Origin of the sequence: Paenibacillus sp. FSL H8-0034 (genome assembly GCF_038000305.1) — a bacterium.
In the GTDB taxonomy this organism is placed as follows: Bacteria; Bacillota; Bacilli; order Paenibacillales; family NBRC-103111; genus Paenibacillus_S.
In genome coordinates, this window is the sequence record NZ_JBBOBS010000001.1 from 1167280 (window position 1) to 1188589 (window position 21310).

Annotated in this window: 21 protein-coding genes; 13 read left to right on the forward strand and 8 right to left on the reverse strand. The window is 46.8% G+C overall.

The window, feature by feature from the left end; all coding sequences use genetic code 11:
• The first annotated feature begins 5 nt into the window (after nt 1-5).
• From NST47_RS05330 to NST47_RS05355, 6 genes are all read left to right on the forward strand, one after another.
• A complete protein-coding gene (locus NST47_RS05330; protein ID WP_341154202.1) occupies nt 6-1145 on the forward strand; it encodes a PP2C family protein-serine/threonine phosphatase in 1140 nt (379 codons plus the stop codon).
• Nucleotides 1118-4885 (forward strand): response regulator, encoded by a 3768-nt coding sequence (locus NST47_RS05335; RefSeq protein ID WP_341154203.1) that lies wholly within the window; start codon nt 1118-1120, stop codon nt 4883-4885. The genes NST47_RS05330 and NST47_RS05335 overlap by 28 nt, the downstream gene beginning before the upstream one ends.
• Nucleotides 4886-4933: 48 nt before the next feature.
• A complete protein-coding gene (locus tag NST47_RS05340) occupies nt 4934-5812 on the forward strand; it encodes a CheR family methyltransferase (RefSeq protein WP_445667350.1) in 879 nt (292 codons plus the stop codon).
• Complete coding sequence (locus NST47_RS05345; RefSeq protein ID WP_341154205.1) at nt 5809-7035, forward strand: ATP-binding protein; 1227 nt, start codon at nt 5809-5811, stop codon at nt 7033-7035. The genes NST47_RS05340 and NST47_RS05345 overlap by 4 nt, the downstream gene beginning before the upstream one ends.
• Before the next feature lie 169 nt (nt 7036-7204).
• Nucleotides 7205-8386, forward strand: coding sequence for a glucose-1-phosphate adenylyltransferase (locus NST47_RS05350; RefSeq protein WP_341154206.1), 1182 nt, complete (start codon nt 7205-7207; stop codon nt 8384-8386).
• A gap of 227 nt (nt 8387-8613) precedes the next feature.
• A complete protein-coding gene (locus NST47_RS05355) occupies nt 8614-9201 on the forward strand; it encodes a hypothetical protein (RefSeq protein ID WP_341154207.1) in 588 nt (195 codons plus the stop codon).
• Nucleotides 9202-9329: 128 nt separating this feature from the next.
• Here the strand turns inward: NST47_RS05355 and NST47_RS05360 are convergent, their stop codons facing one another.
• The gene (locus NST47_RS05360; RefSeq protein ID WP_179097650.1) at nt 9330-9485 is read right to left on the reverse strand and encodes a hypothetical protein; all 156 of its coding nucleotides are present in this window, start codon (nt 9483-9485) and stop codon (nt 9330-9332) included.
• 165 nt (nt 9486-9650) lie between these two features.
• Here NST47_RS05360 and NST47_RS05365 point away from each other — a divergent pair, with 165 nt between their 5' ends.
• The 6 genes from NST47_RS05365 to NST47_RS05390 all read left to right on the forward strand — a co-directional run bounded on the left by NST47_RS05365 (nt 9651) and on the right by NST47_RS05390 (nt 12618).
• Nucleotides 9651-10112, forward strand: coding sequence for a DUF948 domain-containing protein (locus tag NST47_RS05365; RefSeq protein WP_341154208.1), 462 nt, complete (start codon nt 9651-9653; stop codon nt 10110-10112).
• Nucleotides 10113-10204: 92 nt separating this feature from the next.
• Nucleotides 10205-10540, forward strand: a complete 336-nt coding sequence (locus NST47_RS05370; protein ID WP_341154209.1) for an STAS domain-containing protein — start codon at nt 10205-10207, stop codon at nt 10538-10540.
• A 19-nt stretch (nt 10541-10559) separates the two neighbouring features.
• Nucleotides 10560-11009 (forward strand): anti-sigma B factor RsbW, encoded by a 450-nt coding sequence (gene rsbW, locus NST47_RS05375; protein ID WP_341154210.1) that lies wholly within the window; start codon nt 10560-10562, stop codon nt 11007-11009.
• Nucleotides 11006-11782, forward strand: coding sequence for a sigma-70 family RNA polymerase sigma factor (locus NST47_RS05380; protein ID WP_076235711.1), 777 nt, complete (start codon nt 11006-11008; stop codon nt 11780-11782). Before rsbW ends, NST47_RS05380 begins: the two co-directional genes overlap by 4 nt.
• A 130-nt stretch (nt 11783-11912) precedes the next feature.
• A complete protein-coding gene (locus NST47_RS05385) occupies nt 11913-12230 on the forward strand; it encodes a hypothetical protein (RefSeq protein WP_341154211.1) in 318 nt (105 codons plus the stop codon).
• 253 nt (nt 12231-12483) lie between these two features.
• Complete coding sequence (locus NST47_RS05390) at nt 12484-12618, forward strand: hypothetical protein (protein ID WP_341154212.1); 135 nt, start codon at nt 12484-12486, stop codon at nt 12616-12618.
• Nucleotides 12619-13184: 566 nt separating this feature from the next.
• On the opposite strand, the gene NST47_RS05395 is transcribed toward NST47_RS05390, so the two are convergent.
• From NST47_RS05395 to NST47_RS05425, 7 genes are all read right to left on the reverse strand, one after another.
• Complete coding sequence (locus NST47_RS05395; protein WP_341154213.1) at nt 13185-13643, reverse strand: YtxH domain-containing protein; 459 nt, start codon at nt 13641-13643, stop codon at nt 13185-13187.
• Nucleotides 13644-13676: 33 nt separating this feature from the next.
• On the reverse strand, nt 13677-13937 hold the full coding sequence (locus tag NST47_RS05400; RefSeq protein ID WP_240421889.1) for a GlsB/YeaQ/YmgE family stress response membrane protein: 261 nt from the start codon (nt 13935-13937) through the stop codon (nt 13677-13679).
• Between the two features lie 181 nt (nt 13938-14118).
• Nucleotides 14119-15636, reverse strand: coding sequence for a sulfatase family protein (locus NST47_RS05405; RefSeq protein WP_341154214.1), 1518 nt, complete (start codon nt 15634-15636; stop codon nt 14119-14121).
• A 28-nt stretch (nt 15637-15664) separates the two neighbouring features.
• Nucleotides 15665-16537 carry a carbohydrate ABC transporter permease gene (locus NST47_RS05410; RefSeq protein WP_445667351.1) on the reverse strand — a complete coding sequence of 291 codons (873 nt, stop codon included), beginning with the start codon at nt 16535-16537 and terminating at the stop codon, nt 15665-15667.
• Between the two features lie 21 nt (nt 16538-16558).
• Nucleotides 16559-17464, reverse strand: coding sequence for an ABC transporter permease (locus NST47_RS05415; RefSeq protein ID WP_445667352.1), 906 nt, complete (start codon nt 17462-17464; stop codon nt 16559-16561).
• 1 nt (nt 17465) lies between these two features.
• A complete protein-coding gene (locus NST47_RS05420) occupies nt 17466-19097 on the reverse strand; it encodes an ABC transporter substrate-binding protein (protein ID WP_341154216.1) in 1632 nt (543 codons plus the stop codon).
• Nucleotides 19098-19130: 33 nt separating this feature from the next.
• Nucleotides 19131-20030, reverse strand: coding sequence for a helix-turn-helix domain-containing protein (locus tag NST47_RS05425; RefSeq protein WP_341154217.1), 900 nt, complete (start codon nt 20028-20030; stop codon nt 19131-19133).
• Between the two features lie 725 nt (nt 20031-20755).
• Here NST47_RS05425 and bcp point away from each other — a divergent pair.
• On the forward strand, nt 20756-21223 hold the full coding sequence (gene bcp, locus NST47_RS05430; RefSeq protein WP_341154218.1) for a thioredoxin-dependent thiol peroxidase: 468 nt from the start codon (nt 20756-20758) through the stop codon (nt 21221-21223).
• Nucleotides 21224-21310 lie beyond the last annotated feature (87 nt).

The following is a 21310-nucleotide window of genomic DNA, read 5'->3' on the forward strand; positions in this document are numbered from 1 at the left end:
CCACTATGAGCATCGCAATTGTAGACGATAACCCGGTTAACCTAATGGTAATCGAGAAAATATTAAAGAGTGCGGGATACGAGCATTTCATTAAGATGGAGTCGGCAATAGAACTGCTGGCGTTATTGAATGCGGAATCAGATGGCCAGCCCAAGGTTTCTATTGATTTGATATTACTGGATATGATGATGCCCGAAATGGATGGACTTGAGGCCTGTCGGCGCATACAGAAGCAGGAAAGCTTACGGGATATACCGATCATCATTGTTACGGCAGTTGGTGATTCGAACCTGCTTGCTGATGTTCTGGAAGCCGGAGCGATCGATTACATTATGAAGCCTATCAACAAGGTGGAGCTGATTGCACGAATTCGGGTCGCCCTGCGCCTGAAGTTTGAAAAGGACTGGCACAAAGAAAATGAGGCGCGTATACGCAGTGAGCTGGATTTGGCCAAGCAGGTTCAGAGCAGCGTTCTGAGTCAGCCGATTCATCGAGATGAGCTAAGCATATCCGCATCGTATCATCCTTCATTCGAGCTGGCTGGAGATCTGTATTCCTGGTATCGTCTGGATGATCATCGTTATGGCATCATATTGCTGGATATGATGGGCCACGGAATTTCCTCTTCACTCGTATGCATGTTTATTTCCTCGGTTATGCAGGACACAATTACCCGTTTTGTAGCTCCTGAGATGGTTATTGCCGAATTAAACCGGTATATGAGTCAGCTGAATAAGAAAAATTCGTCGGTCAGCTATTACTTTACCGCGATTTATTTGGTGATCGATACCCATAACAAAACCATTGAGTATGTGAATGCTGGACACCCCCCTGCCTTGCTGTTTGAACGGGACAAACCTCCTGTTCAGCTCAATAAGGGCAGCTTTGCGGTCGGATTTTTTGAGCAAATGGACATTCAAAAGGGTGTGCTCTCCTACGATAATGAAATCGAACTGTTTCTGTTTACGGACGGGCTGCTGGAGGCGCTGGAAGAAGACGGACTTGATGAAATTGAGAAGCTGACGGATGGATTGAAGGCCTGCTCAGGTCAAGATTTGGCTTATATCGTAGACAAGCTGCTGCCGCTGGAAATTCGTGATCAGCAGGAGGATGATATTTGTATGGTAATGGTCCGCGCGAGATAGCCGGTGTGTCGATCAGGTTTGCAGGAAGAAAGGTGAAATACATGATGAAAATAAAAACAAAGCTGTTTCTGGGCTTTGGCATATTGATGCTCCTGATGTTTGCTTTGGCGGGAATCGGGATTAACCGGTTAACTACGCTGGATAAGAGCATGAATGAAATATTCAGTAACCGTTATGCGAAGGTACAAATCGCTTCCACGCTGCGTAATGATACGGCTGAGCTTGCTAAGTATGTGGCCAATTTGCTTTTGAATGAGGATCCGGGCTCCAACGCCAAAATACTTGAAGCGATTCGTACCTCTACGCAGAAGGTGAACACTTCGATGGAGCAGATCCAGAATTTGTTTAAAGGTCCGAACGAACAGCAGCTGGCAGTAGATATGATGAAGAAAGGCAAGCAGTTCCTGGATTACAAAAATGATATCGTCAATTTAACCCGGGCCAATAAAAAAGATCAAGCCAATAGCTTGCGATCTGAAGATGGTCTGACCTATCAGCAGGAGTTTCTGGATAGTATCGCGGCAGCGAGTCTGTATCAGAATGATGCCTTGATTCAAGCTATGGAAAGCGCCCAGGAGGAAAGTCGTAGAACCTACATGTACACAGGAATGCTAACCATAGTTAGTTTGCTGTTAAGTGTCGCTATTATGTTCTGGATCGTTCTGGGGATAACCCGTGGTCTTGGCATGCTGTCAGGTATTATTTCTAACTTTGGCAATGGGGGAGGCAGCTCAGGCTCGTATCGGGTAGCGGTAAAAACTACGGACGAATTCGGAGAAATTGCTCATATTTTCAATACTATCACGGATGATCTGGAAGGCACGACCCACAATGAGCGTAAATTGAACAAGCTTAACGCGGACCGCGCATGGCTTCAAACCAATATTGCTGAGGTGTCTACGCAATTGCAGGATACACAACGGCTGGAGGAAGCATCGGAGAAGTTCATCGATGCTTTATGTCGTATTGTGGGAGCTCAGAGCGGGGCGATGTACATTGTGGAGCAGGAGGGTAGTGAGCGCAATATTGTTTTGAAAGGTACGTATGCCATGCCTGAGCACCCTACTGTAGAGCACGTACAACCTGGACAAGGCTTGATTGGACAAGCGGTTAAGAACGGTCAACCGATAACAATGAGCGATGTGCCCCCTGATTATATTAAAATTTCGTCTGCCTTTGGTACCATTCCTACCGTTTCACTGGCCGTTCGGCCGGTTACTCATACCGATCAGGTGATTGCCGTCTATGAGATTGCTGCTGTCAAACCATGGAGTGAGCTTGAATTGCAGCTATTGGACCATCTGAACGAGGTTGCAGCGATAACGATTCATCGGATTAAAGGACAGCTTCGTGTGGAGGAGCTTTTGCGTATTTCACAAATGCTGACCGACGAGCTGCAAAATCAATCGATGGAGCTGCTTACTCAGCAGGAGGAGCTGCAAGCTTCCAACTGTAAGCTGGAGCAGCAGACGGAAGCGCTGCAGATGTCCGAAAAGCAGCTGCAGAAGCAGCAGAGAGATCTGGAGCACAGCAACGATGAGCTGCGGAAGAAAACGGGACTGTTGGAGGAGCAAATACAGGAAACTGAGGAAATCAACCGCCAGATTGAACATGCCCGAGATACGTTGGAAAAGCAGGCCCGAGAACTGGCATTTGCCTCCAAGTATAAGTCGGAATTTATGGCTAATATGTCACACGAGCTCCGTACGCCGCTGAATAGCTTGCTTATTTTATCTCAGCTGCTTAAAGAGAATAAGGAAGGCAATTTGAGCGACAGGCAGGTCGAGTATGCCGAAACGATTCTTTCTTCTGGAACAGACTTGCTCAGGTTGATTGATGATGTACTGGATTTAGCCAAGGTAGAATCAGGACGAATGGATATTCAGTACGATAATATACTCGTATGTGATGTGAAGGAATCATTAATGAAAGCCTTCATGCCCATATCGAGAAAGAAAAATGTGAAATTTCAATTTGAAGTGGATAAGCTCACACCCAAGCATATGTTTACGGACAGTATGCGATTGCTGCAAATTTTGAAAAATCTGCTGTCCAACGCGTTTAAATTTACGAATGAGGGCAGCGTTTCTGTTCATATAGCACCTGTAGAGAAGGATCCTTCGATATTAGCCTTTTCGGTAACCGATACGGGGATTGGCATCCCTTCAGAGAAAAGCCGCATGATCTTTGAAGCCTTTCAGCAGGCGGATGGCACCACAAGTCGGAAGTATGGCGGTACCGGATTGGGCCTCTCGATCAGTAAGCAGCTGGCCAATCTGCTTGGCGGGACTATCGAATTGGATAGTACGGAAGGGCAAGGCAGCGTGTTCACCTTGTACGTGCCTCATCATGCGATACCAAGCGACGAAAGCGGAAATCGGGAAATAGCTGCTGCTGCCGAATTGGAAGCATTTTTTACTGAACCGCGGCAAGCGGCTTCTCCTGATCCCGTTATTGCTTTATCCTTGCCTCTGCCTGCTCAAGAGCAGCCGACATCACATAAGGAATTGCAGGCTCAGACAAACGACCTGCTGTTGCTGGATGACCGGGACTCCATTGGAGGAGAAGACCGTGTATTGCTGCTCGTGGAGGATGACATCCATTTTGTCAGTATACTTGCCGATATGGCTCGTGAACGCAGCTTCAAAGTATTGATAGCTCTGGATGGGGAATCTGGTCTTCGCTTGGCCAAGCAGTACAAGCCTGATGCGATTCTGCTCGATATCCAGCTGCCTATCATAGATGGCTGGTCGATTCTCGTACAGCTAAAGAACGATACGGAAATGCGTCATATTCCGGTTCATGTGATTTCAGTCGTCGATGAGGTTCAGCAGGGGCTTGCTATGGGGGCGATTGCCTATTTGCAGAAGCCTTCCGGCAAGGATCGTCTGGAGGAAGCTTTTGCCCAGATTGAAGCTTTTCTGGAGAAAGGGCCGCGCAAGCTGCTCATTGTCAGCAAGGATTCCGTTCAACGACATAATATGATGGAGCTTATCGGTCACGATGACGTACATATTGTGGCAGCAGACGGGGGGCAGGAAGCTTGGCAATGTCTGCAGCGGGAGTCTTTTGATTGCATGGTCATTGATATGGGTCCTGACGATTTAAAAGAATTTGAGCTGCTCGATCAAATCAAATCGGCCGCTGAGCTGCGTGGACTACCTATTGTGATTTATACGCACCAGGTATGGGAGCAAAAGGAGAAGCTAAGGTTGAAAAAATACGCGGAATCGATCATCATAAAAGATGTCAGGTCGCCTGAACGATTATTGGATGAAACCTCGCTTTTCTTACATCGGGTTGAGGATAATCTTCCTGAGGAGAAAAGGCAGATTCTGCGCAAGCTGCACAGCAAGGAAGAGATGTTTACAGGCAAAAAAGTACTGCTGGTTGATGATGATATCCGCAATGTGTTTGCACTCTCCAATTTGCTGGAGGGCTTTGACATGATCGTTAATTTTGCGGAAACCGGTAAGCAAGCTCTGGATCGGCTGCGTACAGATTCGGATTATGACATCGTGCTGATGGATATTATGATGCCGGAAATGGACGGTTATGAGGCGATGCGCCAAATTCGTAAACAGCCGGGCTTTGAACAGCTGCCAATCATTGCTTTGACCGCAAAGGCGATGAAGGATGATCGGGAGAAATGTATTCAGGCCGGTGCCTCCGATTATATTACGAAACCGATTCATACGGATCAGCTGCTCTCGTTAATTCGTGTTTGGTTATGCCAATAAGATTAATCAGCAGTTCACCATAGAAGAACGTACAGAGGGAAGGGGACAATGCCATTGGACAAACCAAAACAGCCATCTGGAGTACTGGAGCAGCTGCGTGGGTTTTCGGATGAGGAACGGGAGAAAGTAGAAATACAGCTGCTGCTCGAGGGCATGTTTCGATTATACGGCTACGATTTTCGCAATTACTCTTATCCTTCGCTTCGACGCCGAATATGGAACCGGGTCTATGCGGAACGTCTGCAGTCGGTATCCGAGCTTCAAGCTAAGGTACTCCATGATCATGATAGTATGAAAAGATTAGTATCGGAGCTAGTCATCCATGTAACGGAAATGTTTCGCGATCCGCGTATGTTTGCTTATTTTCGAAAGCATATCGTTCCGATTCTGCGCAATCTGCCATCAATACGCATCTGGCACGCCGGTTGTTCTTCGGGAGAAGAGGTGTATTCCATGGCGATCCTCTTACATGAAGAAGGGTTGTACGATCGTACGACCCTGTATGCAACCGATATGAGCGAGGATGTATTGGAATATGCACAAGCGGGGACGTACCCCCTCAATAAAATGAGGGAGTATACGAAGAACTATATTATAGCTGGTGGCAAAAATGAGTTTTCCAAATATTACTCAACCAGCGACAATGCTGCGACCTTTCATTCCGTACTCAGCAATAATATCGTATTTGCCCAGCATAATCTCGTAACTGACCGTTCATTTAATGAATTCCACGTCATTCTTTGCCGTAACGTCATGATCTATTTTAATGCTGACCTGCAGACAAGGGTTCATGAGCTTATTTACGAAAGCCTGTGCAAGTCGGGATTTCTTGTGTTGGGTGACAAAGAGACGATTACCTTTACCAAATATTCAGATTGTTATGAGCTGGTGAACCCGCAGGAAAAGCTGTATTGCAAACGGAAATGAACGGACAGCAGACTCAAAAGAATGGAGCAGCGACTATGATAGAGCCGATTCGTATTTTGCTGGTAGACGACCAGACAGAAAATTTACTGGCTTTGGAAGCGGTGCTGGGAGACCAGCAATATCTTTTGGTCAAAGCGAACTCGGGGGAGGCGGCGCTTCGTTGTCTGCTTTCCGATGACTTTGCTGTCATCGTTCTGGATGTGCAAATGCCGGGAATGGACGGGTTTGAAACCGCGCAATGGATTAAATCCCGCGAAAGGACCAAGGATATTCCGATTATCTTTGTAACAGCCGCTTACGGAGAGCGTGACCAGTCCTTCACCGCCTATTCGGTGGGAGCGATTGACTACATGGTAAAGCCCGTGATTCCTCACGTGCTGCGTTCTAAAATTGCCGGCTTCGTCCATATTTATTTGACCCAGCTGAAGCTGCAGCAGCAGACAGCACTCTTAAATGAACGCAATGAGGAGCTGGAGCTTGCCAAAGAAGCCGCGGAGCAGGCCGTACGGGCTAAATCTGAATTCCTGGCTGTGATGAGCCATGAAATTCGCACTCCCTTGAATGGTGTTTTGGCGATGGCCGATCTGTTAATGGATACAGAGCTAAGTGCAGAGCAGCTGGAGCTTGCCGAGACGATCCGCAAGAGTGGCGCCTCCTTGCTGGCGATTCTCAATGATATATTGGATCTCTCGAAGATCGAATCCGGCAAGATGGAAAAAAGCGAGGAGCTGTTCCATCTGCGTTCGAGCTTACAGGAAGTGTTTGATTTATTTCAGCTGGATGGACGTAAAAAGTCTTTTGACATGGCTTTTGAAGTGGATCCTCAGCTGCCGGAGTATCTCGTTGGTGACGAAGCCAGATTAAAGCAAATCGTAATGAACTTAATTGGAAATGCTGTAAAGTTTACCAAAGAGGGTGGCGTATATCTGAGTGTGGCCATGCTCAAAACTTACGATGAGGAAATCGAGCTGGAATTTTGCGTAAGGGATACAGGTGTTGGCATACCGGAAGGAAAAAGAAACGAGCTGTTTCGTCCGTTCTCACAGCTCGACTCTTCGACGACGAGAAAGTATGGAGGAACCGGGCTTGGATTAGCTATTTGCAAAAACCTGGCCGAATTGCTGGGTGGAACGATTCGCCTTGATCCCGACTACACCAATGGCGCGTTATTCATATTTACGATACGTGCCAAGGTAGGCGGAGTGGACAATTTAACTGGATAAGCAAAATAAGGAAGCAGCAGCTTGGCCATTATGGCAGGGCTGCTTTTTTTTGCTTCTGAACCCAATGTTTCAATGATTTCCTCATCGTTTAATAGAGATTAGGAGATCATAAAGGGAAAGATGAAACTAATGAAGGGTCTGGTGATAAGGAATGGGCAAGAGGGAATGTGTGGCAATGTTACTTTCCGGAGGGGAGGGACGCAGACTCGGTGTCTTGACACATCACAAAGCGAAACCTGCTGTTCATTTTGGCGGGGCTGCGCGAATGATCGATTATGCATTAAGCAATTGCCGAAATTCGGGCATCCAGCACATCGGTGTTGTGACTCAATACCGGCCTGAGGCCTTGCACCAGCACATTGGTGCAGGATCACCATGGCTTCAAGACAGCGAGCAGGGAGAAGTGGCTATTCTATGCTCAACTCAGGAGCATGTAGGTAAGGATGGATTTACAGGAACTGCCGATGCCGTTTACCAAAATTGGCACTTTATCGAACGCCATCAGCCTGAATACGTGATTGTATTGTCTGGAGATCATATATATCAAATGGATTATAGTAAGCTCATCAAGCAGCATCGGGACACGAAAGCTATGGCCACGATTGCCGTAACAGCTGTTCCTTGGGCTGAAGCCAGCCGCTTCGGAATTATGAACACGGATGAGTATGGACGCATTACCGAATTCTCGGAAAAGCCGGACAAGCCTGTAAGTAATCTGGCTTCCATGGGTATTTATGTGTTCGATACAGCTTTCTTGCAGCAATACTTGAAGCAGGATGCAAGGATCAGCCTATCCAGTCATGACTTTGGCAAGGATGTTATACCCGCTATGCTGAAGAGTGGAGCCAGGATGAATGCTTTTGCCTATGACGGGTATTGGAAGGATGTAGGGACCTTGGACAGTCTGTGGGAAGCGCATATGGATTTGTTGGGGGATAACCCTAAGTTTGCTATCCATTCGCAAGCTTGGCCTTTGCATACAGTTGTACGTGGAGAACCTCGACTTTTTAAGGAAACCACAGGTATGATTCGCCACTCGTTGGTGTATGATAGTTGCAGTATCCAAGGAATGGTTGAGCGCTCCGTAGTATCGGCAGGAGCCAAGATTGGTCAAGGCAGCCGGATTTATGACAGTGTGATTATGCCGGGTGCTGTGATCGGTCAAGGCGTAACGCTGCACAAAGCAATTATTGGTGAAAATGCAATTATTCATGATGGCGTCAGCCTCGGAATTCCTAATAGCAATGGTGTTTCTGTCATAGGTGACAAGGAAATTATTTATGCTAAAGGTGAAAAACTGCCTAAAGTATATATTCCAGCCAATAAACTGCTTGTAGAAATGATTGGCTAAGCTTCTCTCATGCACGAATCGGGTAACAGCTGCGTAAACCATATAGATGAGCAAAATCCGGCTGAAGCTGTTAAACCTTAACATGCTATAGTTGACTAGCTTTGCAAAACCCAGAAGATAATTTGAAGCCAGCAATACTCAAGCGAGGATGGCTCATGAAGGAGTTTCAACAAAAGTTGCTTACGAAGCCGGTGTTGCTTGGCAAAAACTCTTAGGAGGAGAAGCTCATGAATAAGCTGCTTGGAGTGGGTTTACCATTAGCCATGCTGGTAACGGGTGGTTTATGGACGCAATATCAGGAATACGAACATCCTGTGCTAACCACAAGTGTGTCTGCATTAGCCGAGAATATCGCGGCCACAGACATCACCACAGCCACTTATACGACTCCTGAGGTTACGGCTGCTGTAACTTCGGCTTCCGAAACACCTTCATCTCTTCTGCGGTTTGGCTCAGTCAACGGGATTGCTTTATCTGATGATTTAAAAACGATTGTTGAGCTTAAAGGAGAACCTCTAAGCATGATCCAGGATGAATTCATAAAATCTTCGCGTACTTACCTTTTCAAGGACTGTGAAATCAATGTCGTGGACGGCGCAGTTCAAAGCATTATCGTCGGTGCAGCAGTTGGAAAAGTTGAGATCGATGGGATCAGCTTTCCTTTTGATAAGCTTAAGGACAGACTAGGGATGCCTTACTTCATTAGTGAGGATGGGATTGTTTATAAAAAAGGCAATATGGCCTTCAAAATTTTCATGGATCCTCATGATAATCACATCAAATCCGTTAGCTATTTTCATGCAGGCAATCAGTAGGAGTATTTAATGCATGATGATTGGCTTCATTAAAAAGACGTTAGCAGATGGGGATTATGGTAATTAATCCCCATCTGCTAACGTCTTTTATTTTACATAGCTCTGCGATGGATGCTTGCTGCCGTCACTTAATGAAAAGCCGGGAATACGTACTTGACGATAAAGTATAGAAAGCCGAAGAAAATAATGATGTAAGCCGCATACTTGATAAAGGTAGAAGCGACCTGTCCTTTGTCCAGACGTGTTTCCGATGTATTGACCTTCTCGGTTTTGAACTCATCCATAGTAGATCTCTCCTTTTAGTTTAGGTTGTTGGTGATACCTGCTTATGACTTCCATTACCCTTGTAAAATACGGTTGAATCAATGGTTCAAATAACGGCCTTAGGGGTAATGAGTAACATAACTGAAGCAGGTAAACTCAGGGGTACATATGGAGGAGGATATCGTATGAATAGTATGATTATTGAAATTAGTGTTGCAGCGGTAGCTTTGGCTTTTGTAGTGTTGGTTGTGTTTTTGATCACAACTTTAAGGTCGATGTCAGCTCTATTGGTCCAAACCAATACAACGATCCACGATCTGCAGAATCATGTTGTGGGTGTTACTAAAGAAGCATCGGATGTGCTTCGTCATACCAATGCTGTCACAGTGGATGTGCTGAATAAACTGCATAGCTTGGAGCCTACTTTTCATTCAGTGAAGCAGGTCGGTGAAGCGGTGGATGAAATTACAAAATCGGTGAAAAATGCATCGGTATCTGTTGCGAGGACCATTAAGGAGAAGGTGGCTAGTGAAGCATATTCCCCGACTACCAGTAAGATTGCGAAAGCAATCAACACAATTCCACTTGTGCTTGATATCTGGCACCAGATCAAACATAGAAGGCAAGAAGCAGCGGTAGCAAAATAATTCGTAATTGCTGTTTCGAAGTCTTTGGGTTAGGGTAAAGATAAGATATATTGTACACCCTTATAAGGTGATTTGAAGGAGGAACTACTTGAATGAATCGTCAACATGTATTTGAGATAGAGAAAGAGGCTACAGCGGACAGCTGGCTGCTGCATTTAAAGGGAGAATTGGATTTGTCCAAGGCTGCTGAGCTGCGGGCTGCCGCTGACCCTTATGTAGCAGATACAGGACGCAAGCTTATCCTTAATCTAAAGGACCTTCAGTATATCGACAGTACGGGAATTGGTGTGATTTTATCCTTGTTAAAAGCCAGACACGTGTTGAAAGCACCTATTGAAGTGGTGGAGATTCCGCTTAAGGTTCAGCGTTTATTCGATATGACCGGCTTGACATCTTTTATCCAACAATCCTCGAATAATACGAATTAGAAAGGAAAGAAGCGACGATATGAATGGGAACAATCGAATGGTCTGTATGACTCTGCCTGCGGATGCGGAATTTATTGATGTGGTAAGGTTGACGTTGTATGGTCTATGCAGCAAGGTTGGTTTTTCTTATGAGGAAATTGAAGACATGAAGGTTGCAGTTGCCGAAGCATGCAACAATGCAGTCGTACATGCTTATGAGCCTGGGCGATCGGGAACCATGGATGTGAAATTTGAACTGCTCGAAACCGGTATCCGGATCTCCGTTAAGGACGAGGGAGCCAGCTTTAATTATGCAGAAAAGGTTCAGCAAGCGCAGTCCTTGCATGAGCAAACGTTGGATGAAGCCAATATCGGTGGTTTGGGTATTTATCTCATGCAGGCTTTGATGGATGAAGTCGAAGTGAAAAGCAACGGAGGCACAGAGGTCATTTTGACAAAATGGCTGAGTAAAAGTGAGGAACTTGTATGAAATTAAATTCTGAGAGACCGGCATTCAATACCCATGAGCTGATCACACAGTATCAGGAAACGGGAAGTAATGAAGTCGCAACAACGCTACTGCTAAAGTATGAATCCCTTGTAAAAATGGCAGCAGGTAAAATGTCGCGCAATCGTCCGGACCTCTTCGAAGATTTATATCAAGTGGGACAAATGTCGATGCTTCGACTTTTTAAGCAATTCGATGTTGCGCAAGGCGTGCAGTTTGAGCCTTATATGATGAAAAGTGTCATTGGGCATATGAAAAATTACTTGCGGGATAAATCCTGGTATGTTCAGGTGCCGAGGCGGGTAAAGGAAAAGGGCGGTCGGATTCAAGAAGCGATAGATCGCCTGACAGTGATCCTGGAGCGTTCACCGAATGTAGAGGAGATCGCTGCTGACGTGGAATTAACCGTTGAGGAAACGATCGAAATTTTGGCAGGAAGAGAGTATTACCACTATGTCTCGCTGGATACACCTCTTTCCACGGAAGAAAACGGGGCTACCATCGGTGATCTGTTGGGTACTGACAAAGACGATTTTCAGCAGCTGGAGAGGCGGCTTGATATCGAGGAAGCTATGCGTCAATTGAAGCCTGAGGAGCAGCAGGTGCTTCATCTTGCTTATGTGGAGGGCCAGTCGCAAAGAATGATCGCTCAAGAGCTGGAGGTTTCACAGATGAGCGTTTCACGAATCCAGAAACGAGCCTTGGATAAGCTGAAAACATTTTTTGCAGAATCCAGAGGTAGCCATGATGTATAGAACTCATAGATTATTTCTGTAGAACGCGTCCTCTGGAGAGGGCGCGTTTTACAATTGATTCAGGGCTGCGCCCAGCGGGTAATAAGTAGTAAGAACTCCAGTAGTACAACTCGAAAAGGCGGTGGATGTTATGACGATAAAACACAGTATTACCTGTGAGGGTAGCGATGTATTGGTGCATGAGACAGATTCAAACTCCTATCAGGTAAGTATTCAATCCAAATCAAATCCGTTAGGAAAAGGCAATGTGTTGGAAACGTTCACTCGGTTGGAGGAAGCTATCGTTGCGGCGGAACACTTTTGCAAGCTGCACGCTACCGCTAAAGAGAAGGGCTACTATCTGGAAAATGGGCATTTTGTTAAACCAGACCGACCCAAGCTCCATGTAGGCCAGCTGCTTAATGAAAGAAAAGAGCCGGAGCAATTTTTGCAGCTATTGGAAAAGTAAGCACCCGACAAGGGTGGTTAAGCGAATATAAGAGATGGCAGCAGGGAGTATCCTGCTACCATCTCTTTTGTATATATGGAAGGGAAAAGTTGCGTATTGCTCTCACTTGTTCTCAAGAGGGGTATGAGGGAACATCATAGTAGGAGTACCTGCCATCAACTAAGTATCGGGTACGATGTAAAGCATCATAACACAAGCATCTTTCATGAAATGAAGAGCTAATGCGATGAAAAACATCGTTAAAATTTAAAAAATGAGCATTTTGATGAAAACAGCAGCTCTTACGATGGTTTACATCATTAAAAGTGCCTGGATCAGTCTGAAATTCGCCAATCCGATGTTTATCATCGTTATAAGTACTCTATCCATATTTGATTACTCGTATTAATTCATAGCCTATTGCAGGAGAAGTTGTAGTATAACTTGCAGTAAATATTGCAGTAAATATTGCAGTAGAAGGCGGCCACGGTTGTATGGGTGCAGGGTAAGATGATGGTAAAGCGGTATAGCCGTTGCAGTTTTAACACGATCCCATGTATGGCCAGCTGGAGGGTGCGCCAGAGTCCCTATATAGGAAGAAGTAACCCATGTACCTGAATACTATAAAGAAGGCAACAGGGCTCATTTATCTGCTTCCAGATCGGCTCTGCAAGAAGAAGGCAACCCCAAGCTCAGAGTAGAACAAGTAAGGGAATGGGTATGGGGTGGAGGAGCGCTAGCGTCCGCCTTTGAAGCTCCAACCGCTGCAAGCTTTCCATTCAGGGAACACGAGCTTCAACAGCGGCCAGAGTCTCATACCCGTTCCCTCCGCACACTCGAATGATGGGTTTAGACTGACTAGGTTTTGAAGCTTGAAGTTTGTTATATGCACAGCAAAAGAACGATTCCCTATCATGCGGGGAACCGTTCTAATGTTTGCTATGATGCCGATACGGTGTACGTATCAGCATTCAATTAGTTTTTGCTGCCAACAGCATCTAATTTTTTGGTTTCATGTAAGGCCTGATTGGTAGCATTAGCTGCCGTATCTGTTGCCCTATGTGTGGAATCAGCAGCCTGATCCGTCACGCGATGAATCGTATTCGCGGCTTGATCCGTCGTTGTATGAACGGCCTGAGCAATGGATTCAGTAGCATTGCGAGCAGATTGAGCTGCGCTATCGGCAGCGCTCTTGGCTTTGTCCAACAGCTCTGAGCCATGCTCCGAAACTAGCTGAATCGCGTCTGCTGTAGTGGTTTTGGCTTGTTCCACCCATTCCGAGCTTTTGGATTGCAGAGTTTGAACTGTTTCTTTAATATCTTCTCTAAGCTCACGACCTGATTTCGGTGCCAATAATAAAGCGACTAGTGCACCTACGGCACCACCAATAATTGTTGCTGTGATTACGTTGCTGCGATTTGATACTGTACTCATGATTATCCACTCCCATTTGTTTTTTTTGTGTAATTAATAGGATCTGCTGTTCATCGTTCTTGACAATAAAGTCAACAGGAATACGAACAATGCAGCCCCAATAATTGCAGGTACTACGGCAAAGCCTCCGATAACAGGACCCCATGCTCCCAGCAGCCAGCTACCAAGCCATGCTCCTACGAATCCGGCAATCATTGAGCCGAAGATGCCACCTGGCATTCCGCCCGGTGCTATCGCGGAACCAATAGCTCCAATAACGATTGCCATGATAATAGTAATAACTATTCCAATCATGTCATCAAGCTCCTTTCGGATAAGGTTTCCTTCCATGTTGTCTATTACCCTGCTGCTTGATAGCCGAAACAGGGCAAAAAGAGACCCGCTAGCAACGGGCCGCGGGTCTTAAGAAAACCTGTATTTTAAAAGGGGGTTATGGAATACTGCAACCGTTCTACATAAAGAGAACCTGAAGGTCTCAACCGTTCACGTCCAGCGCCTCAAACCCGTGACTATCATAAAACATAGGGCCTCTCGACCAGGTGCAAGCCAAATGCATCAGCAGCTCTCCGGTCATTTGTTCCCGACGTCTTGCATGAGTTTTATCGGTATACAGATTGGTCCACTCATTAGGGTCTTCAGCAAGATGGTAAAGCTCACCTTGAAATTGGTCTACTCTGCCTACGGCATCATTCAGAGTACCTTTCATGTAAAGGATAAGCTTCCAGTCCTTCTTGCGCCACATCAAGCCTGGAGTGGAATGGCGTGCGGATGCTGTTTTGCCATGCAGCTCGCAAAAGGTTCCTTTACGCTGCAAGCTGCCGAATAAATCCAGACCCGGCAGAAGTGGATTGCGTGGCAATCCCGCTACTTCGCTTAAGGTCGGCACCAGATCAATCAGTTCAGCCGGACGTTCATCTACCGTTCCCTGTCGGGCTTCAGGTACATATGTACCTGACAGGATCATGGGCACACGAACGCTGCTGTCATAGAGGCAGTATTTGCTGAACCGGTAACGGCGCTCTCCCAGCATCTCCCCATGATCCGAGACGAATACGATGAGCGCGTTGTCCAGAATGCCTTGCTGCTCCAGACCATCAAGCACACGTCCAAAATAATGGTCAAGCCAGGAGCAGTTTGCCCAATAGCGCAGGGTCGTACGCTTGCGCTCTTCTGCCGTGAGCCTCTCCCAGACGGCTCTGCGCCTGGAGTAATTGCTCTCGGAGCTGGCTTCATCTTCGGAAGCAAGATGGGTGTCGGTTTCATACATCCATGGCGGCTGGGCGATATCGGGAATGTCGTGCAGCTGGTACAGGTCCTCGAACTCTTTGGGGACGTTAAACCCCGCATGAGGCTTCAGAAAGGACAAGTACAAGAACAAAGGCTTGGTCTGATCAATCCCATTCTCAATGTAGCGCAGGCATTGCTCGGCAACCCAGCCGTCCCGATGATGCTCCATCGGTATTTGGCTTGTAGCTCCAATGTAGCCCAATGCATTCTCCTCGCCGCTGCCGTAATGTTTCGTTTCTTCGTGATAGGCCTGTAATCCATCAGGCTCCAGATCACCCATCATGGCTGCGTCCTGTTCATAATGTCCGCTGTTCCTTGCAAGGCCCACAGCCCGTACATCAAACCCGCGGGTTGGCGGAAGCGGGTTATGCAGTCCATGATTCCAGTGTGTTTTTCCAAAACCGGCTGTATGGTAGCCTGCACGACGCATCAGCTCAGGCAAAGGTTCGGAGGGCAGCTTCTGCTCCTCGTATAAGCCGCCATGGTTCGTACGTACGCCGAGCTGCGATGGGTAGAAGCCGAACATCATCGAGCTTCGGCTCGGTACGCACATGGGAGCCTGGCAAACGGCCTGATTGTAGGTGATTCCACGCTCTGCCAATTTGTCCAGATTGGGTGTTTGAATATGCTCGTTAAATTGTCCCAGACAGTCCCATCGCTGCTGGTCTGTCATCAGAAATATAATATTGGGTTTGGTTGGTACCATGACCGTAGACCTCCGATACATTGAATTGTTATCCTTTTACTGAGCCTACCATAGCTCCTTTGGCAAAATGCTTTTGCAAAAATGGATACACGATCAGAATGGGTACTGTTGCAATAATAACAGCAGCCATTTTGAGCATTTCCGATGGAGGAGCCTGCTGGGTAACATCGTAGGCTTCCAGATCCGTGTTGGATGCACTCAGCAGCATATTTTGCAGCAGAACCTGAATGGGCCATTTGGCAGAATCGTTGATATACAGCAGCGCCTGAAAAAACTGGTTCCAATACCCAACCGCGTAAAATAAGCCGAAGGCGGCCATCGCAGGCAGCGATAAGGGAAGAATGATCCGAACCCATGTCTGGATATCGTTGCTTCCGTCAATCGACGCGGATTCATCCAGCTCGGCAGGGATGCTTTCAAAAAAGCCTTTCATCAAAAGAACATTCCACCCGCTGGCTAGTGCCGGAATAATGAGAGACCAGAGGCTGCCGATCAATCCGATCTGTCTGACCAGCATGTAATGGGGAATGATACCCGGACTGAACAGGATCGTAAGCAGCACCATCATCAGCACCATACGCCGCCCGCTCATCCTGCGGCGGGATAAGGCATAGGCGAGAGAAGAGGTTACCGACAAGCTGCAGGCGGTTCCTACGGTTGCCAGAAAGGTGCTGTTGCCAATTGAACGAAGGAACGCTTTTGTGGAGAGCAGATACTCATATGAAGCAAGGCTCCAATGGTTTGGGAATAACGTCCACTTATCGAGCATGTACTCCGTAGGGTCCGTTAGCGATACAATCAGCACGTAATAGAACGGGAAGACAGTGACCAGCCCCAGCAGCCCGAGTAAGGATATATTAAACGTTTGGAAGATCAGACTGCCAGCATTGTGGGGTTTCATTTGCATTTCCTCCTTATACTATCAATATACGCCCTCTTCGCCGAGCTTGCGGGCCAGACGGTTGGACAAGATGACCAGGATCAGTCCGATAACCGATTTGAACAAGCCAACAGCTGTGCTGTAGCTGAACTGACCCCGTTGAATGCCTGTCCGGTATACGTAGGTATCAAAAACTTCGGCCACCTGAGAGACGGCTCCGTTGTACATCAGGAAGATATGCTCAAAGCCCACATCCATGATATCGCCCAGCCGCAAGATCAGCAGTATGACAATGACGCTGCGGATCGATGGCAATGTGACATGCCATATCTGGCGCAATCGTCCCGCCCCGTCAATACGCGCTGCCTCGTAAATCTGCGGATCGATCCCGGAGATCGCCGCAAGGAATACGATGGTTCCCCACCCGGCTTCCTTCCACATGGACTGCAGCGTAACCATGATCCAGAACAGATCGGGGTTGGTCAGAACGTCAATCCGCGACCAGCCGCCCGCCTCCAGCACATGATTGACCAAACCTTCGCCTCTGGCAAACAGCATAAACGTCAAGCTGGCGATAATGACCCAGGATAAAAAGTGTGGCATATAAATGACGGATTGTATGATCCTTTTGTAGATGACACCCCGAAGCTCGTTAAGCATCAGGGACACTACAATCGGCAGCGGAAAAAAGAACAGCAGACTCAGCGTATTGATAGCCAGCGTATTGCGGAACAGCAGCCAGAAATCGGAGGTGGCAAAAAAACGTTCAAAATGCTCCAGGCCGATCCAAGGGCTGTGCAGAATACCGCTGAGCGGAGAATAGTTTTGAAAGGCGATCATGACGCCCCACATCGGCACATATTTAAAAACAATGAAATACAGGATACCTGGCAATGCCAGCAGGTACAAATAAAGGTTTCTTCGCAGATCACGCGTCAGATTATTCACCTTATTTACCGACTCGTGTAAGATAAGCCTGCGTCATTTCTTCGGACATCTTGATCACGTTCGGATCGGATTTTGTCTTGGCGACAAAATCGTCCCAGGCTGTGATGGGCTCGCGTCCATAAATAATTTTGGCTTTCAGATCCTGAATTTTCTTTTCCAGATCGGGAAGCACCTTTTGCGCTGTTGGCGAATTCAGTCCGGTGCTGATATCTCCTATGCTCACTTTGGAACGCTCCTGCTTTACTTTATCAAATAGCTCTTGGGAAGCTTTTTCCTCTGGCGTGGTAGGTATGGGATCAAGACTCGGATCAATCGGATTCACAATTTGATTGAAATCGGAAGCATTGTCGGCGTTTAATTTGTCTGCAAGTTGCACCTTTACCCCATTGACGACTTGGTGATGGACACCTTCAAAGCCAAACCGTTGGATGGCTGACACATCGGTATTCATCCAGTCATTGATCAGCTTCAAAATCCGTTTCATTTTGGCTTCCGGTACGGACTTGGGAATCGCCAGAATCCCGTTGAATCCGGCGCTTTTCGGAGTGTAGCCATTGATGGAGGTCAGCGGATAAAACTCCGTATCCTTAAAGTCGGGGACCACCTTTTTTAAATCTGTTGTGTAGACTCGGCTCGCGGTTCCGGATTTATCGACAATGATTCCGGCTTTATTTGTTTTGAACAGGTCACGAACCTGTGTGATTTTTAAGGAAAGCAGGTCCTCTGGCATCAACTTCTCCTGGAACGCCTTGGCGTTGTATTCCAATGACTTTCGCACCTCAGGCAGCAGGGCCGTATAAACGAGCTTATTATCGACCAGCTTCCAGCTTCCGGTCACGCCGGTAAAGGAGCTTTCAATCATCCCCAGCACGGGACCGATTCCCCCTCCAGTGGTCGTATCGTCGGACGGAATGTAGGCGGCTAATGCTGTTGTATCGTTTTTGCCGTTCTTATCGGGATCTTTTTCTTTAAAAGCCTTCATGACCTCATATAATTCATCTGTTGTCGTAGGTGGCTTAAGGCCGACATTATCGAGCCAGTCCTTGCGGATGATAAAAAAGCTTTCATCGTTCTCGTCGCGTCCACGAGGAATCCCGTAGTTTTTACCGTCGGCCATTTTGGTAGATTCCCATGCTATGGGGGAGACACCTTTTTGGAAATTGGGATAGTCCTTAATATATGGTGTGATATCCCAGAATGCGCCTTGTGCGGCCATGGTGCGGAAATTGCTGGTGAAAGGATTATTGATCATAGTCAGATCAGCGATATCTCCGGAAGCCAATGAAATATTCAGTTTGTCCGAGTAGACATTATTGGAGGTCCAGCGTATCGTCATTTTGGAATTGGTCGCTTTTTCGATGGCTCTTTTGATCACATTGTCGTCGCTTGCTGTAGGTGTACTCGGCGTTATGGTCATGATGCTTACCTCTAAAGGAGCCTCTGTCTGACCTTTCACGGAGTTGTCTGCAGCAGGAGCCGGGTTGTTGGCCGGAGTCGGGCTTGCGCCGCAGGCGGATAACGCCAAAGGCAGCATGAGCAATAAAATGCTGGTGCCTGCGAGCAGTGACTGCTGCCTTGGAAACCTCTTCTTGTCTGGTGTTGTGTTCAGTATGTTCTCTCTCTGTGTACGCATATCCGGTCTTCCTCTCTATATGTGATGGATTATTTATGAAATACGTCGGTTCTTGGCCTGCTTGCGAAAACCGCTCGGTGTGTCTCCAACAATTCGTGCAAACAAGCGGGTAAAAAAAGAAGTATCACCGAAGCCGACAGCCAGCGAAATCGATTCAATGCTACGCTCGGTTTCATGAAGCATATGCTTGGCGCGCTCCATCCGGATATTTTGCAGCTTGGAAGTGATGCTCGTTCCTGTTTCCTGCCTGAATACCCTGTTCAGATGCCGTTGGCTAATATTGAAATGCTGGGCTAACAGGATGCCTGTAATTTTGTGCTGATAATTGCTTTCGAGAAACGCGCAAACCTTACGGATCAGAATCTCGTGTCCGCTCGACAGCGGCTTGGAGCCAGTTTCCTCAAGCTCGCGCTGTGAGTGATAGCGGGAAAGCAGAATGAGCAGATCTATCAATTTATGACTGAGGATGGTTTCAAATGCAGTATCACGCAGCTTGATTTCCTGAATCATGCTCGCAAGCAATCCCAATACAATCGAGGATTGCCGGGAGGTTAACCTCGATCTTTTGGGCAGATGCTCGAGAATGTCATAAAAGGGTGCCAAATAGGCGAGACTATGCAGCTGGGTCGGTTCAAGCGGCAGCCCGTCCCGAACCGTTTCTGGGAGGAACAGGCAGTTGATGATCTCAAGCCCGCTGTCCTCTACATCGAGATAAGAATGGCTTTCGCCGGGAAGAATCGTGTACACGTCACCCGCCCGAATTTCGTAATATTCTTCATTAATCTTGTGCATGCCGCCACCGTGAACGACATAGACCGTTTCAATAAAATCATGACCGTGTTCTTCAATCAAATTGTGCTGCCCGTGGGAGGAACGTTGAATCCAGAGTGGATAGCCTTCTTTTTGGTAGCCCTCAAATGTTTTGATTAGCAATGGTACCAGCTCCTGTTTTGTCTAAATAAATCACTCCTACCTTAATAGAGGTAGTTCAAAAAGTCCCCTTTGATCACGAAGTTTCACTGGAAGCCTACTCGGCGTCGAATCTTGCATTCAGGCTCGAAGTGCGGTGCTCCTACACGGTTTTGCCTAAACTCTGCTCCTCCTTCTCTACCTTCTTGCAACATAATCGGTGCTGAAAGGCGACTTTTTGAACACGCACTAATACCAAGTATAACACTGGTTTTTATTTGTTTTGTTTATTTATCATAAACGATTTTTGCCTGGCACGTTATGTTCGATTAGGCCAAATACATGTCTAATTGCGACATAAGCTATCCAAAAACGGACAATCGGGCCATTTAGAGAATACTGGCAGCTTATTGGAGGGGGTCTTCGAGTGAGAATAAGGGTGGTGGATAATGCCCGTTGGTGAGCATAAAGACAAAAAGAGACCCGCTAGCAACGGGCCGCGGGTCTTAAGTCAAACTATATTTTAAAAAGGGGGTCATGGATTAGTATAGCCTAACTATATGAAGGAATGATGTATTCTTCATTTCAGTTGTATGACAAAATGTTAAAGTTTTGATACATACAAGCATGCAAATGGATAGTTCTTATATCAGATGGGATTTATGGTAAAATAGGAATAACGATCTCAGAGTGCTGCATATGTGCAAGTCTATAAACCAATTCCAATAACATGTAAAGGAGCCCAAACCATGACAGCTGTTCAAGTTCAACAAGCGGTACCGGATTTTACTTTACCAGCGGCGAATGGAGCCGAAATTTCTCTCAGTGATTTTCGTGGCAAAAAGGTACTGATCTACTTTTATCCGAAAGATATGACACCTGGCTGCACCAAGGAATCGTGCGAATTCAGAGATTTTAACGGTCAATTTGGCCAATTAAATACCGAGGTGATCGGAATTAGTCCGGATGATCTGGCCTCCCATAATCAATTTATCAACGAATACCAGCTGCCCTTCTTGCTGCTCAGTGATGTTGATCATCAGGTATGCGAGCAGTTCGGTGTGTGGAAGCTGCGCGAACGAGACGGAAAGCAGTTTTATGGCGTGGAGCGTTCTACATTTTTGATCGATGAGCAGGGTGTTCTGATCAAAGAATGGCGTGTGGTTCAGGTCGACGGGCACGTGGCCGAAGTATTGGAAGCTATCAAGTCGTTATAAAATCAGATGGAGCTGAACGATGGTTTCTGTTCTGGTTGTTAAAATGTCAAAAAACCGCTCATATGCCCACAGGGGGATAAAGCGGTT

Excerpts from the sequence above, each read along its gene's own strand:
- NST47_RS05330 (WP_341154202.1), top strand. The coding sequence starts at position 6 with ATGAGCATCGCAATTGTAGACGATAACCCGGTTAACCTAATGGTAATC.
- NST47_RS05340 (WP_445667350.1), top strand. The coding sequence starts at position 4,934 with ATGCCATTGGACAAACCAAAACAGCCATCTGGAGTACTGGAGCAGCTG.
- NST47_RS05345 (WP_341154205.1), top strand. The coding sequence starts at position 5,809 with ATGAACGGACAGCAGACTCAAAAGAATGGAGCAGCGACTATGATAGAG.
- NST47_RS05355 (WP_341154207.1), top strand. The coding sequence starts at position 8,614 with ATGAATAAGCTGCTTGGAGTGGGTTTACCATTAGCCATGCTGGTAACG.
- NST47_RS05360 (WP_179097650.1), bottom strand. The coding sequence starts at position 9,485 with ATGGATGAGTTCAAAACCGAGAAGGTCAATACATCGGAAACACGTCTG.
- NST47_RS05365 (WP_341154208.1), top strand. The coding sequence starts at position 9,651 with ATGAATAGTATGATTATTGAAATTAGTGTTGCAGCGGTAGCTTTGGCT.
- NST47_RS05370 (WP_341154209.1), top strand. The coding sequence starts at position 10,205 with ATGAATCGTCAACATGTATTTGAGATAGAGAAAGAGGCTACAGCGGAC.
- rsbW (WP_341154210.1), top strand. The coding sequence starts at position 10,560 with ATGAATGGGAACAATCGAATGGTCTGTATGACTCTGCCTGCGGATGCG.
- NST47_RS05380 (WP_076235711.1), top strand. The coding sequence starts at position 11,006 with ATGAAATTAAATTCTGAGAGACCGGCATTCAATACCCATGAGCTGATC.
- NST47_RS05385 (WP_341154211.1), top strand. The coding sequence starts at position 11,913 with ATGACGATAAAACACAGTATTACCTGTGAGGGTAGCGATGTATTGGTG.
- NST47_RS05390 (WP_341154212.1), top strand. The coding sequence starts at position 12,484 with ATGAGCATTTTGATGAAAACAGCAGCTCTTACGATGGTTTACATCATT.
- NST47_RS05395 (WP_341154213.1), bottom strand. The coding sequence starts at position 13,643 with ATGAGTACAGTATCAAATCGCAGCAACGTAATCACAGCAACAATTATT.
- NST47_RS05400 (WP_240421889.1), bottom strand. The coding sequence starts at position 13,937 with ATGATTGGAATAGTTATTACTATTATCATGGCAATCGTTATTGGAGCT.
- NST47_RS05405 (WP_341154214.1), bottom strand. The coding sequence starts at position 15,636 with ATGGTACCAACCAAACCCAATATTATATTTCTGATGACAGACCAGCAG.
- NST47_RS05410 (WP_445667351.1), bottom strand. The coding sequence starts at position 16,537 with ATGAAACCCCACAATGCTGGCAGTCTGATCTTCCAAACGTTTAATATA.
- NST47_RS05420 (WP_341154216.1), bottom strand. The coding sequence starts at position 19,097 with ATGCGTACACAGAGAGAGAACATACTGAACACAACACCAGACAAGAAG.
- bcp (WP_341154218.1), top strand. The coding sequence starts at position 20,756 with ATGACAGCTGTTCAAGTTCAACAAGCGGTACCGGATTTTACTTTACCA.